Origin of the sequence: Streptomyces sp. SLBN-31 (assembly GCF_006715395.1) — a bacterium.
Lineage (GTDB): Bacteria > Actinomycetota > Actinomycetes > Streptomycetales > Streptomycetaceae > Streptomyces.
Window position 1 is genome coordinate 1,704,982 of record NZ_VFNC01000001.1, and the last position, 12,791, is coordinate 1,717,772.

At 71.5% G+C, this 12,791-nt stretch carries 9 protein-coding genes; 6 read left to right on the forward strand and 3 right to left on the reverse strand.

The genetic code is table 11. The annotated features are described in order from the left end of the window. Positions 1–51: 51 nt before the first annotated feature. The gene (locus FBY22_RS07825; protein ID WP_174267106.1) at positions 52–1,635 is read left to right on the forward strand and encodes a carboxylesterase/lipase family protein; all 1,584 of its coding nucleotides are present in this window, start codon (positions 52–54) and stop codon (positions 1,633–1,635) included. Between the two features lie 107 nt (positions 1,636–1,742). Here the strand turns inward: FBY22_RS07825 and mmuM are convergent, their stop codons facing one another. Together mmuM and FBY22_RS07835 are read right to left on the reverse strand one after the other, a co-directional pair. Next, positions 1,743–2,660 (reverse strand): homocysteine S-methyltransferase, encoded by a 918-nt coding sequence (mmuM, locus tag FBY22_RS07830; RefSeq protein ID WP_142143555.1) that lies wholly within the window; start codon positions 2,658–2,660, stop codon positions 1,743–1,745. Positions 2,661–2,758: 98 nt separating this feature from the next. Continuing rightward, on the reverse strand, positions 2,759–4,870 hold the full coding sequence (locus FBY22_RS07835) for an autotransporter (protein ID WP_142143557.1): 2,112 nt from the start codon (positions 4,868–4,870) through the stop codon (positions 2,759–2,761). A gap of 188 nt (positions 4,871–5,058) precedes the next feature. Between FBY22_RS07835 and FBY22_RS07840 the strand changes: the two genes are divergently transcribed. Together FBY22_RS07840 and FBY22_RS07845 are read left to right on the forward strand one after the other, a co-directional pair. Next, positions 5,059–6,144, forward strand: a complete 1,086-nt coding sequence (locus FBY22_RS07840) for a family 43 glycosylhydrolase (RefSeq protein ID WP_142143559.1) — start codon at positions 5,059–5,061, stop codon at positions 6,142–6,144. A 14-nt stretch (positions 6,145–6,158) separates the two neighbouring features. Further along, positions 6,159–7,568: an RICIN domain-containing protein gene (locus tag FBY22_RS07845; RefSeq protein ID WP_142143561.1), complete on the forward strand. Its 1,410-nt coding sequence runs from the start codon at positions 6,159–6,161 to the stop codon at positions 7,566–7,568. 12 nt (positions 7,569–7,580) lie between these two features. On the opposite strand, the gene FBY22_RS07850 is transcribed toward FBY22_RS07845, so the two are convergent. Next, on the reverse strand, positions 7,581–9,257 hold the full coding sequence (locus FBY22_RS07850; RefSeq protein ID WP_142143563.1) for a rhamnogalacturonan lyase B N-terminal domain-containing protein: 1,677 nt from the start codon (positions 9,255–9,257) through the stop codon (positions 7,581–7,583). A gap of 204 nt (positions 9,258–9,461) precedes the next feature. Here FBY22_RS07850 and FBY22_RS07855 point away from each other — a divergent pair, with 204 nt between their 5' ends. The 3 genes from FBY22_RS07855 (at position 9,462) to FBY22_RS07865 (ending at position 12,719) form a co-directional block, all read left to right on the forward strand. Continuing rightward, positions 9,462–10,508 carry a rhamnogalacturonan acetylesterase gene (locus FBY22_RS07855; RefSeq protein WP_142143565.1) on the forward strand — a complete coding sequence of 349 codons (1,047 nt, stop codon included), beginning with the start codon at positions 9,462–9,464 and terminating at the stop codon, positions 10,506–10,508. A gap of 81 nt (positions 10,509–10,589) precedes the next feature. Beyond that, positions 10,590–12,281 carry a DUF2264 domain-containing protein gene (locus FBY22_RS07860; RefSeq protein ID WP_142143567.1) on the forward strand — a complete coding sequence of 564 codons (1,692 nt, stop codon included), beginning with the start codon at positions 10,590–10,592 and terminating at the stop codon, positions 12,279–12,281. A 69-nt stretch (positions 12,282–12,350) separates the two neighbouring features. Next, the gene (locus FBY22_RS07865; protein ID WP_142143569.1) at positions 12,351–12,719 is read left to right on the forward strand and encodes a VOC family protein; all 369 of its coding nucleotides are present in this window, start codon (positions 12,351–12,353) and stop codon (positions 12,717–12,719) included. Positions 12,720–12,791: the final 72 nt, after the last annotated feature.

Genomic DNA, 12,791 nt, shown 5'->3' on the forward strand with positions numbered 1-12,791 from the left:
GGTGCTCTGTTGTTACCGGTGCAGTAGCGCGGTGAGGAGGCTGGTGGGCACATGACGGCAGCAATCCAGACGGACCCCGTGGTCGCCACCCCGTACGGGGCGGTACGCGGTCGGTTCGAGCAGGGGATCGCGGTGTTCCGGGGCATCCCGTACGCCGCCCCTCCCTTCGGCCCCCGCAGGTTCCGGCCGCCCGTCCCGCCCGAGCCCTGGGACGGCGTGCGCGACGCGGGTTCCTTCGGGCCGACGGCGCCGAAACCGCCGTACTCCGAAGCCTTCGACAAGTACCTCTCCGACCCCGTCGTGCCGGGCGACGACTGCCTGAACCTGAACGTGTGGACTCCGGAACCGGGCCCGGGGGCCGGGCTGCCGGTCCTGGTGTGGCTGCACGGCGGCGCTCTGACCAGGGGTTCGTCCGGCGTGCCCGTGTACGAAGGGCGGACCTTCGCCCGCGACGGCGTCGTCTTCGTCTCGGTGAACTACCGACTCGGAGTCGAGGGCTACGGACTGTTCCCGGACGCCCCCGCCAACCCCGGCCTGCGCGACCAGCTCGCCGCCCTGCGCTGGGTGCACGAGTCGATAGCCGCCTTCGGCGGCGACCCGGACCGCGTCACCCTCGCCGGACAGTCCGCGGGGGCGATCAGCGTCGGCGCCCTCCTGGCCGCCCCGCAGGCGCAGGGGCTCGTGCGGCGGGCGGTCCTGCAGAGCGGGCCGCCCGAGGCGTTCGAACGGGACAAGGTACGGCGCATGGTGCGCCGTATGGCCACACGCCTGAAGATCCCCGCCACCGCCGCCGCCTTCGCCGACGTCGACCGCGAGCTGCTGCTGCGCACCCAGGCCGAGGTGGGCAGACTCAGCAGCCCCGTCCTCGGCGGCCCCTCCTTCGGCATCGTCGTCGACGGCGACCTCGTCCCGCGCGACCCCCTGGACGCCGTCGTCGACGGCGAGGCGGCCAGCGGCGTCGACCTGATGATGGGCTGGACCAGCGAGGAGTACCGCCTCTGGCTCGTCCCCGGCGGCCTCCTGGAACGCGTCGACCGGCTCGGAGCCGTCGCCCTCGCCGGTGCCATGGCCCGCTGCCGCTGCGGTACCGAGGTGCCCCGCGGCTACCGCGCCCTGCACCCGGGGGCCGGCACCGCCGAGATCGTCGGCCAGATGGTCACCGACCACCTGCTGCGTCGCCCCCTGCACCGCCTGGCCGACGCCCGCCCCGGCGGCTCCTGGGTGTACGAGTTCGCCTGGCCCTCGCGCCTGCCCGGTCTCGGCTCCTGCCACGCCCTGGAACTCGGCTTCGTCTTCGACAGCGGCGATGTACCGGAGTCCCGCAAGCTGGCCGGCGACGGGGCGCCGCAGGAACTGGCCGACGCGATGCACGGCGCGTGGGTGGGGTTCGCCGCCGACGGCGACCCCGGCTGGGAGGCCTGGGACCCCCGGCATCCGGTACGGATCTTCGACGCCGGCGAGCCCCGCACGGCGTACGGCCCGCGCGACGCCGAGCTCGCGCTGTGGACGGCGGCCGAAACCACGCCCGACGAGCCGCCCGGCACCGGCGAGCCCGACCCGACACTCGCACGGGCGGCGGAACTGCGCGCGACGATACGACGGCTGCGCCGCTCAACCGGAGTGCGCCGCACCTGAGCCGGTCCCTGAAGTCGCCGTGCAGGACGAGCGCCGGACCGGGGCCGAGGCCATGGGCACGATGGGCGGCCGGACAGCCGCGCTCCCGGTCCTGGGCAGGTGTTCCGTCAGGGCGTCAGCGCCGCCGCGATCCCGGTGATCGCCTCCGGCCCCACCCGGCAGCACCCGCCGATCAGCCGCGCCCCGGACGCACGCCACCCCGTGACCTCCTCGGGCGTGAAGCTGGAGCGCCCGGCCCAGGCGCGGGCCCCGGCGTCCCAGGCCTCCCCGCTGTTGGGGTAGACGACCACCGGCTTGCCCGTGACGCGCGCGGCGATCCGGACCGCGCCGTCGACATCCTCCGGGGCACAGCAGTTCACGCCCACCGCGATCACCTCGTCCACGTCGGCGGCCAGGGCGAACGCCTCCTCCAACGGCTGCCCGGCCCGGGTGTGCTCGCCGTCCGCGGTGTACGACAGCCAGGCCTGCACCCCCAGCCCCCGCACCACCCGCAGCAGCGCCCGCGCCTCGTCGGCGTCCGGGACCGTCTCCAGGGCGAGCACGTCGGGACGGGCCGCGGCCAGTACCTCCAGGCGCGGCCGGTGGAAGTCGGCGAGCTCGTCCACGCTCAGCCCGTACCGGCCCCGGTACTCGGAACCGTCCGCGAGCATCGCCCCGTACGGGCCCACCGAGGCCGCCACCCACAGCGGCCGGGCGACCCCCTTCGCCGCCGCCCGCCGCGCCGCCTCACGCGCCGACTCCACGCTCAGCGCGAGGAGTTCGGCCGCCCTCTCGCGGCCGATCCCGCGCTTGGCGAAGCCCTCGAACGTGGCCTGGTAGCTGGCGGTGATCGCCACGTCCGCGCCGGCCTCGAAGTACGCGAGGTGGGCCTCGGTGATCGCCTCGGGCCGCTCGGCGAGCAGTCGCGCCGACCACAGCTCGTCGCTCAGGTCGTGCCCGGCAAACTCGAGCTGATTGGACATTCCGCCGTCGAGGACGACGGTTCCGGAGGCCAGGGCGGAGGCGAGGGAGGTGTCGCTGGTCATGCCACGAGGCTAGGCGAAGGGCGGACCGCCGGCCGCGATCGTCCACTCAGTGAGCACGGTGACCAATAGGTGGGATGCCTGGCTGCCGCGCCTGCGGGTCACTCCCGTGCCGCATGTCTCCCGCCGCTCCGGCGGTCGCCGTGCCCTCGCCGTCGGACCACCGGTACCACGAGCCCGAAGAGCATGCCCAGTGCGAGTACGTACGGCCACGAGCCCAGGCCGCTGCTCGCCGTGTCGGCGGGGTGCGGACCGGCCGCCGCGGCCGTGCCGGACGGTCCGGAGTGCCCGGCCTTCGGCGTGGGAGATGGTTCGGCGGCCGTCAGGGTCACGTCGTTGCCGTCGCCGCCCCGGTAGCTGATCCGGTAGGTGGTGCCGGCGAGCTTCAGCCGGGCACCTTCCCCCAGGCCGGTGAACGCGCCCTCGGTCCGCGCCCCGCCGCCGTGGTCGAGGACGGTGATCACGCGCGCCGATCCTGCCGCCGCGGCCGAGAAGTCGAGGGCGCCCGCCAGCCGGACGGCACCGGACACCCTCAACGGCCGCTTTCCCAGCACAAGTTCGCCCTTATGGCGCTGCGTGAAGGTACCGGCGATCCTCAGCCCGCCAGCGACCACCCCGTCATTGGTCACCGCGCCCCGCACGGTGCCCTCACCGCTCAGCGAGGTCGCCACCCGCAGCCCCGCCCGCCCCGCGTCCAGCCGCGCCGACGCCGAGGTGAGCCGAATCGCCTTGCTGTGCAGCAGGGTCGCCCCACCGCGCAGCGCCAGCGTGCCCTTGCTGATGGTCGTGTCACCGGTGTACGTCACCTCGCCGCCGGTCAGCGTGGTCGTCGCCGCGCCCGACTGCACCAGGGAACCCGACCCGCCGATCCGCGACAGGGACACGGGAGTCGACGCGTTCCGCACGACGAGCGTGCCGTCGTCCACCACCCGGCGGCGGTCCGTGCCCGTCAGCAGGGAGCCGTCACGGCTGCCGTCGGCCCCCAGTCCGAGCCGCAGCACCGCGCCCTTCTCCACGGTCGTGGAGCCGTCGTAGTACTGCTTGGCCGCGAAGGTCACGTCGTTCCCGGGGGTTCCCGCGATGACGACGTCCCCGGCGCCGGGCGTGGCGAGCGTGTCGTGGTACCGGCCGCCGCCGATCGGAGCGCCCAGGGTGACCGGCCCGTCGTAGTCGAAGGTCAGCTTCGAGCGGCGGCCGCTTGCCTCGTGCAGGTTGATGTAGACGGTGTCCTTGGTGCCCGGCATGAAGATCCGGTGGGTCGTGCCGTCGCCCCACCGCACGTCCGCGCCTTCGATGTTGGTGCCCCGCTTGTTCAACTGGTGGGCGATGGGGCGCCAGTTGAGGCCCGGGTCGCTCAAGGACGGAGCGGTGTCACCGCCCCGGTCGCTGTAGCTGTACTGGCCGGTGAGCACGACCTTGCTGCCTGGGCGGGTGTGGACGTTGACGTCGCTGCCGTACGCGCGCTCGTAGAAGTTCTGCCGAAGCGTGATCGTCCGGTACAGCGGGGTGTCGATGATCCAGGAGCCCTGGTTGAGGATCGCCCGGGCGCGGGGCAGTGCCACCGGGAACTCGGGGCGCCCGGCGGCCGTGCCGGTGCCGTTGTCGATGACGCCGGAGAAGGGCTGGGTGCCGGCCAGGTCGAGGGTGCCCCACATGCTGCGCGGCTGGGTCACCAGGCCGGAACCGCTGATCGTGCCGATGTTGAAGGTGCGGGTCAGCGACAGGCGCAGGGTGCCGTCGACCCGGATGTTGAGCTGGTTCAGCCGGAAACCGGGGGTGGCGTACGGGAAGTGGCCGATCAGGCCGGTGCCGCCGCCGGTGCCGTACTGCAGGGTCGTCCCGCGCTCGACCGTGATCGCGGGCGGGTCGGGGTCGGCGACCGTGGTGTACGGGTGGTTGCCGCCCGGCGTCCGCACGGTCTGCCGCTGCCGGGAGCGCGGCAGTGTGAAGTCGCTGTCCCTGGTGAGGACCAGGGTGCCGCCGCCGCGCACGGTGAGGGTGCCCTCGCCGCGGAAGACGCCGTCGTACGTCGTCGTCCCGGAGGGCACGGTGACCACCGTGTCGCCGGTGAGCGTCACGTCCCGGTCGGCGAGGACGTCGGCGGTCGCGTCACGGACGCCGGCCGCCGCGGCCGGGCCGCCGGTGGCGAGCAGGGCGGCCACCGCCGCGAGGGCGCCCGCGGCGGCTGATGTCTTGTGGATATGGCTGCGCACGCGGGTGGAGACGTCCCGGGGGCGCCGTCGATAACAGAAAACCGGCGCCACGACAGAAACCGGGAAAGCGCTTCCTGCAACTCACGTCAGACCCGTTGACCTCCAGGTTCCACACCCTTACCTTTTCGGCGTTCGTAATGACAGATGCCGTTTGGTATCTCGAACATTCCCCCCGAGAGGCAAGCCGTATGAGCCGCGATGACGACCTGCCCGCAAGTACCCCGCCCCCCACACGCCGCCTGATGCTGAAGGGAGCCGCGCTGGCCGCGGGCGCCCTGGCGGCGACCCCCGGTACGGCCGGCGCCGCGCCGAGAACGAAGACCGCCCCGCTCGTGAACCCGCTCGTCCGGCAGCGCGCCGACCCCTTCATCCACCGTCACGCCGACGGCTTCTACTACTTCACCGCCACCGTCCCCGAGTACGACCGCATCGTCCTGCGCCGCTCCCGCACCCTGAACGGCCTCGCCACCGCCGCGGAGTCGGTCGTCTGGCACAAGCACGCCACCGGGGTCATGGGCGCGCACATCTGGGCGCCGGAGATCCACCGCGTCGGCGGCAAGTGGTACGTCTACTTCGCCTCCGCCCCCGCGGAGAGCGTCTGGGACATCCGCATCTGGGTCCTGGAGAACGCCAACCCCGACCCGTTCAAGGGGACCTGGGTGGAGAAGGGCCAGGTGAGGACCGCCTGGGAGACCTTCTCCCTGGACGCCACCACCTTCAGTCACCGCGGCACCCGCTACCTCGTATGGGCCCAGCACGAGCCCGGCATGGACAACAACACGGCCCTGTGGCTGTCGAGGATGGCGAACCCGTGGACCCTGACGGGACCTCAGGTCCGCCTGTCGACGCCGGAGTTCGACTGGGAGTGCGTCGGCTACAAGGTCAACGAGGGCCCCGCCGTCCTCGCCCGCAACGGCCGCCTGTTCCTGTCCTACTCGGCGTCCGCCACCGACCACCACTACTGCATGGGCCTGCTCACGGTCGACGCGGACGCCGACCTGATGGACCCCGGCAACTGGTCCAAGTCCCCGACCCCCGTCTTCACCAGCAACGACACCACCCAGCAGTACGGCCCCGGCCACAACTGCTTCACGGTCGCCGAGGACGGCCGCAGCGACGTCCTCGTCTACCACGCCCGCCAGTACAAGGAGATCACCGGCGATCCCCTGAACGACCCCAACCGCCACACCCGGGTCCAGAAGCTCGGCTGGAATCCGGACGGCACCCCCGACTTCGGCATCCCCGTGGCCGACACGGCCGCCGACCGCAGCTGAGGAGAGTGTGTGAGATGAGACGTGTCCACGCGGTACTGCTCGCCCTCTGCCTGGGCCTGTTCGGCGCCCTCGCGACCGCGGGCCCGGCCCAGGCGGCCACCCAGACGATCACCAACGGCACGCAGTTCACCGACACTTCGGGCAACCCCGTGCACGCCCACGGCGGCGGGGTCATCAAGGTCGGCTCGTACTACTACTGGTTCGGGGAGGACCGCAACTCCGACAACACCTTCCGGTACGTGGACGCCTACCGCTCCACCGACCTGAAGAACTGGGAGTTCAGGAACCACGTCCTGACCCAGTCCTCCGCCTCCGAGCTGGCCACCGCCTACATCGAGCGCCCGAAAGTCATCTACAACGCTTCCACCGGCAAGTTCGTGATGTGGATGCACAAGGAGAACGGCGTCGACTACAGCCAGGCCCGCGCGGCCGTCGCCGTCTCCGACACCGTCGACGGCGACTACACCTACCAGGGCAGCTTCCAGCCGCTCGGGCAGTACATGTCCCGGGACATCACCACCTTCGTCGACACCGACGGCACCGCGTACATGGTCTCGGCGGCCAACGAGAACTACGACCTGCACATCTACCGCCTCACCGCCGACTACACGGCCATCGCCGGCCTGGTCGCCAACCCCTGGCCGGGCGGCCACCGCGAGGCTCCGGCGCTGTTCAAGCGGGGTGGCGTCTACTTCATGCTCACATCCGGAGCCACGGGCTGGAGCGCAAACCAGCAGCAGTACGCCACCGCGACCTCCCTCTCGGGCCCGTGGACGTCATGGACGAACGTCGGCGACTCGACGGCCTACAACTCCCAGACCGCCTACGTGCTGACGGTCACCGGCACCTCGGGCACCTCCTACCTCTACATGGGCGACCGCTGGGGCAACTCCTTCGGCGGCACGGTCAACGACTCGCGCTACGTCTGGCTGCCGCTGACCTTCCCCGGCTCGACCTCCATGTCCATGTCCTGGTACCCGGAGGTCACGGTCGACACCACCGCGGGCACGGTCGCCGGGACCGGTGCCACGTACAACACGCTCGTCGCCCGCAACAGCGGCAAGTGCGCGGACGTGCCGAACCAGTCCCTGTGGCAGGGCGTCGCCGTCAGTCAGTACACCTGCAACAGCGGCACCAATCAGAAGTGGTGGTTCAAGGACCTCGGAACCGGTTATTACGAGCTGATGGGCCGAGGCAGCTCCCTGTGCCTGCAGGAGAACGCCTCCAGTGTCACCCAGGAGAACTGCACCGGCGCCACCGCCCAGCAGTGGTCGGTGGTCACCTCCGGCTCCTACGTGAACATCAAGGCCCGCGCCACCGGCGAGTGCCTGGACGTGTCCGGCGCGTCCACCGCCAACTCCGCCGCGGTCATCACCTACACCTGCAACGGAGCCACCAACCAGCAGTGGACGCGCGGCACCTGATGTTCCGTCGGGTCAGGCCAGCAGGTCGATCGCGTCGATCGACGTGCCGGCGCTGAGGAAGGACGTCGTCCCCGAACCGCTCACCACGTTGATCTTCAGCACGTTGTACTGGCCGGTGTCCGTGAGCCAGGCACTCGCCGGAACGCTGTAGGTGAACGTGTGGTTGTTGCCCCGGTAGGAGCCCACGGTCAGCGACCGGGTGCTCGGCTGGGAGGGCGGTGAGGGGATCGACGACGTCCAGTCGTTGACCGAGATCTGCGGCCGTCCGTTGGCGTAGGCCGTCGTCACGCCGATCCGCAGGGTGTGCGCGGCGGCGGCCTGGGCGGCCGTCAGCCTGAAGTAGACGATGATGCCGCTGTTGACGTCCTTCCAGAGGTAGCAGGGGAAGGCGGAGGTCTCGGTGCCGCTGCCGACGACGACGTTCCCGGTCCAGGACGCGGCCCGGACGTCGGACGGGTGGGCGTACGTCATCAGGTCCGCGTTCTTGAAGCCGCTCGGCGTGCCGTTCCACTCGCCGATGCGCCAGATCGCGCTCGCGTTGCCCGGGTCGTTGGAGGCCGGGATCGCGATGGTGTTCAGGGTGGTCGTGCCACCGGCCGCGACCGTCACCGAAGCGGTGTGGACGGCCAGTTCGCCCTTGAAGACGGTCAGCGTGTACGTCCCCGGCAGGACGCCCGCGATGGAGAAGTAACCGTCCGACGACCTGGCCGAACCCCAGTACTGCGCAGTTGAGTTGGCCAGCCCCACGGTGTACGGGAACGCCGTGTTGCGGCCGGTGATGCCGACCCCGGCCACCTTGCCGCGCCCGCTCGCGGCCACGTACCCGGAGATGCCGAGCGCATCAGCCCAGGAGGTGGTGAGGTTGGCGTGGTGGAGCGAGGACGACGGCGCGCCGCCGTCGGTGAAGGCGATGACGTACGGGCCCTGGAGGCCGAAGCGCTGCGACTCCGTCTGGTTCTCGCCGTAGTAGAGGATCTCGTACAGGCCGCCACCGTCGGCGCTCTGGTGGCGCAGCAGCGAGCGGTAGAAGGGGCCGCCGGAGGCCTTCTCGTGGTTGGAGCGGACGACGTACAGGCCGACGCTTCCCGTGCTCCAGCCGATGTAGTCGTAGTCGATGACCCTGAGCTTGGAGTAGTGCTTGGAGCGGGTCTGTCCGTCGGACTTGGCGAAGACGTCCGAGGCCTCGATGGTGCTGGTCGTGTACGTGTAGGAGTCGGGCTCGTCGTTGAGGAACAGGCCCGCTTTGACGCGCACGATGTAGCGGGTCGCGGAGACCGAGTCGTCGGCCTTGTTGGTCCACAGGTAGACGTTGTTCTCGCCGCTGCGGGCCGCGTAGTAGTGCTTGAGCGTGCCGTATGCGACGGAGATCAGGATCGTGGAGCCGGACTGCTTGACGCTCACGGCGGAGGTGCCCAGGCCGGATTCGACGTGGGAGTTCTTGCCGCCGTAGCCCTGGTACTCCGTGCCCTTGTAGACCAGGGAGGTCAGGTCGCCGTTGGTCTTGCTGACCTTGAAGACGAGGCTCGCGCCGGTGTCGACGACGTAGTGGGAGCCGTCGTCGCTCCAGCCGAAGCCCGCGGCGGACGCGGACGGGGCGAGGGGTCCGGCGAGCGCCGCGGTGCCGACGGCGGCCGCGGAGCCGAGGACGAAGGTGCGGCGGCCGACCGGTCTGTTCGCGGTGTCGGACATGGGGGTGCCTCCTTCGGAGGGCGTGTGGGGGTTGCGGATGAGTGTGAGGGTGACAGTTGAATCGATTTTGCGAAAGGGCTTTCACTCAGTGGAGGTCGCCCATCTTGTGAAAATGCCCGAAGGGCTAGAAAGCGCTTGCCAGAGGGGGTACGGTCCAGCCGCCAGCCCTGTCGCCCAGTGGCGTCCCGTCGGAGGGATTCGCGAATGAGACGTTTCAGCCTCACCGTGTCCGCCGCGCTGATCCTGAGCGCCTGCCTGACCGCCCTACCCGCCCAGGCGCACGACGGCCCCGGTGCCCTCGGCATCGACGCCTGCACCGCCACCGCCTGCCACTTCGACGTCCCGCCCGGGACCTACGACGTACGGGTCCTGCTCGGCGGCGACGCCGACTCCGGCACCGCCATCGCGGGCGAGACCCGGCGCTCCCTGCTCCCCGAGACGTCCGTCGCGGCCGGCGAGCGCGTCGCCCGCAGCTTCACCGTCGACGTCCGCACACCGGAGGGCGAGCCGACCGGCCCCGACGGAACCCCCGGCCTGGACCTGGCGGTCGGCGGATCGGCGCCCGCCCTCGCGGACGTCCGCGTCACCCCGGCCGCCCGGCACACCCGCCAGATCGTGCTGATCGGCGACTCCACGGTCTGCGACCAGCCCGCCGACCCCTACTCCGGCTGGGGTCAGCAGCTCCCGCAGTTCCTGCGCAGGGGCGTGTCCGTCGCCAACTACGCCGACTCCGGCGAGAGTACGGTCACCTATCTGGGGAACCCGCGGTTGTGGGGCACCGTCCAGCCGCTGATCCGCCCAGGAGACCTGGTGCTCATCCAGCTCGCGCACAACGACAAGACCACGGACGAGACCACCTACAGAGCCAACCTGGAAACGCTGGTGACCGGGGTGAGAGACAAGGGCGGACGGCCCGTCCTGGTGACGCCGATCGTGCGACGGTGGTTCAATGCCGACGGCACCTTGAACAACAACACCGCACTGCTCGTCAATGGTCTCGGTGTGGACCATCCCGCTGTCATCCGGTCGGTCGCGGCGGCGGAGCACGTACCGCTCATCGACCTGACGGCGAAGACGAAGGCACTGGTGGAATCCCTTGGCGTCGAAGGCTCCAAGGCGATCTACCTCTACAACGAGAAGAAGGACAACACCCACACCTCCGTGCACGGCGCCACCGTGTACGCGGGCCTTGTCCGCGACGAACTCCTCGCCCAGCACCTGGTGCCCGGGGGCACGGTGCGGGTGGGATGAGCCCCTGGGGCGTCTCGACCGGAACCGGGGCGCCCCAGGTCCCCCTTCTCCAGTGCCGCCGTGAGCCGTGAAAGAGAGCCGATGCACCTGCCCCCCGCCGACGACGCCCGCAGCCCGTACACCGGTTACACCCGCGCCCACTGGGAGGCGGCCGCCGACGCCCTGCTCGCAGCGGTCGAGCCCTACGCCTCCGAGGGCGGCGCGCTCTACCACCTCCCCGGGGACCGCCAGAGCTGGTCCGGCCGTCTCTCCGACGGTCTGGAGGGCTACGCCCGTACGCTGCTGCTCGCGGCCTTCCGCCGGGACGAGACCGCGCTGCAGCGCTACGCCGAGGGCCTCGCGGCCGGCACCGCGGGCGTGTGGCCCCGCGTCGAGGACCGCGGCCAGCCCCTCGTCGAGGCCGCGTCGGTCGCCCTCGCCCTGCGCCTGACCCGGCCGCTGCTGTGGGACCGCCTGGACGACGGGGTACGGCAGCGGGCGGCGGCCTGGCTGGGCGACGCGCTGACCGCCGATGCGTGGCCCTGCAACTGGGAGCTGTTCCCCGTCACCGTGGGCGGATTCCTCGACGAGATCGGTTACGAGACGGCGGCCTCCCGCAAGGCGATCGACCACGGTCTCGCCCGTATCGAGGACTGGTACCTCGGCGACGGCTGGTACACCGACGGCGACGGCCGCAAGTTCGACTACTACAACGGCTGGGCGATGCACCTGTACCCGGTGCTGCACGCCTGGCTCGCCGACGACCCCCGGCTGCTGGAGCTCTACGGCGGCCGGCTCTCGCGCCATCTGGAGGACTACGCCCGCCTGTTCGGAGGCGACGGCGCGCCGATGCACCAGGGCCGTTCCCTCACCTACCGCTTCGCGACGACGGCCCCGGTGTGGCTGGGCGCCCTGTGCGGCCGTACGCCGCTGTCGCCGGGCGAGACACGGCGGCTGGCGTCCGGCGCGCTGAAGTACTTCCTGGAGCGGGGCGCGGTGGACGAGCGCGGCCTGCTCACCCTCGGCTGGCACGGCCCCGACCCGGCGGTCCTGCAGGGCTATTCGGGCCCCGCCTCGCCCTACTGGGCGAGCAAGGGCTTCGTCGGCCTGCTCCTGCCCCCGGACCACCCGGTGTGGACGGCCCCCGAGGAGCCGGGTCCGGCCGAGCGGGCCGACGCGGTCACGCCGGTCGGCCCGCCCAACTGGCTCCTCCAGTCGACGACTTCGGACGGCCTGGTACGCCTGCACAACCACGGCAGCGAGGACGTCCGCTACGACCCGTACTACACGCGGCTGGCGTACTCGACCGCGACGGCGCCCTCCTCCTCGTACGACAACAGCGTGTTCGTCGGGGACGATCCGAGCCGGACGGGGATCGAGCCGTTGGGCGTCGGGGAGGGCTGGGCGGCCTCCCGGCACACGACGGGCGGAGGAGCGCGGGTGACCAGTGCGGTGCTGGCGCGCGGGGCCGTGGAGGTACGGGCGCACCTGGTCTGCGGGGCCGAGCCGGGTACGACGGTGCGGGTGACCGGCTGGCCGACGGCGGAGCGGGGCCCGCGGGCCGAACTGGCGCCCGCGCTCGGCCTGTCACCGGCGCTGACCGGCACCACCGGCGACGGCGACACGCTCTTCGTCGCGCTGGCCCGCCTCACCGGTGAGGCGGACCCCGTGCCGCTGACCGAGACGGTCGACGTACGGGCCGACGGGCAGCGGGAGTTGAGGGTGCACTGGAGCGAGGGGCCCGAGCTGCGGGTGGTGTTCGGTGCGACGGCGGTCGAGGTCATCGCGGAGTGATCCCCTGGGGGCGGACCACCTCCGAATCTCCGTTGCCCGCGTCGGCCCGGCCGTCCGAGAATCCCTCCCATGACCTCTGCCATCCGCCACACCACCGTCGACTGCGCCGACGCCTACGCCCTCGCCGGCTTCTGGTCGCAGGTCCTCGGCCACCCCCTGCACCCGGATGACAAGCCCGGCGATCCCGAGGCGCTGATCGAGCAGGCGGGCCTGCTGTTCGTCACCGTGCCGGAGGGCAAGACCGTCAAGAACCGCGTGCACTTCGACCTCCAGCCGCAGGACCGCACTCGCGACGAGGAGGTCGACCGCCTGCTCGCGCTCGGCGCCACCCTCGTGGGCGACCACCGCAAGCCGGACGGCACCGGCTGGGCCACGTTCACCGACCCGGAGGGCAACGAGTTCTGCGTGGAGCGCAGTGCGGCGGAGCGCGCCGGCTGAACGCCGTCCATCCGGGGCAGGCGGCCGAACGCGCCCACACTTCGGCGACCGCCGAAACGATCGGGGCCTACC

Bases quoted from the DNA above. Each gene is read 5' to 3' on its own strand.
- FBY22_RS07825 (WP_174267106.1), top strand. From the start codon at position 52: ATGACGGCAGCAATCCAGACGGACCCCGTGGTCGCCACCCCGTACGGG.
- mmuM (WP_142143555.1), bottom strand. From the start codon at position 2,660: ATGACCAGCGACACCTCCCTCGCCTCCGCCCTGGCCTCCGGAACCGTC.
- FBY22_RS07840 (WP_142143559.1), top strand. From the start codon at position 5,059: ATGAGCCGCGATGACGACCTGCCCGCAAGTACCCCGCCCCCCACACGC.
- FBY22_RS07845 (WP_142143561.1), top strand. From the start codon at position 6,159: ATGAGACGTGTCCACGCGGTACTGCTCGCCCTCTGCCTGGGCCTGTTC.
- FBY22_RS07850 (WP_142143563.1), bottom strand. From the start codon at position 9,257: ATGTCCGACACCGCGAACAGACCGGTCGGCCGCCGCACCTTCGTCCTC.
- FBY22_RS07855 (WP_142143565.1), top strand. From the start codon at position 9,462: ATGAGACGTTTCAGCCTCACCGTGTCCGCCGCGCTGATCCTGAGCGCC.
- FBY22_RS07860 (WP_142143567.1), top strand. From the start codon at position 10,590: ATGCACCTGCCCCCCGCCGACGACGCCCGCAGCCCGTACACCGGTTAC.
- FBY22_RS07865 (WP_142143569.1), top strand. From the start codon at position 12,351: ATGACCTCTGCCATCCGCCACACCACCGTCGACTGCGCCGACGCCTAC.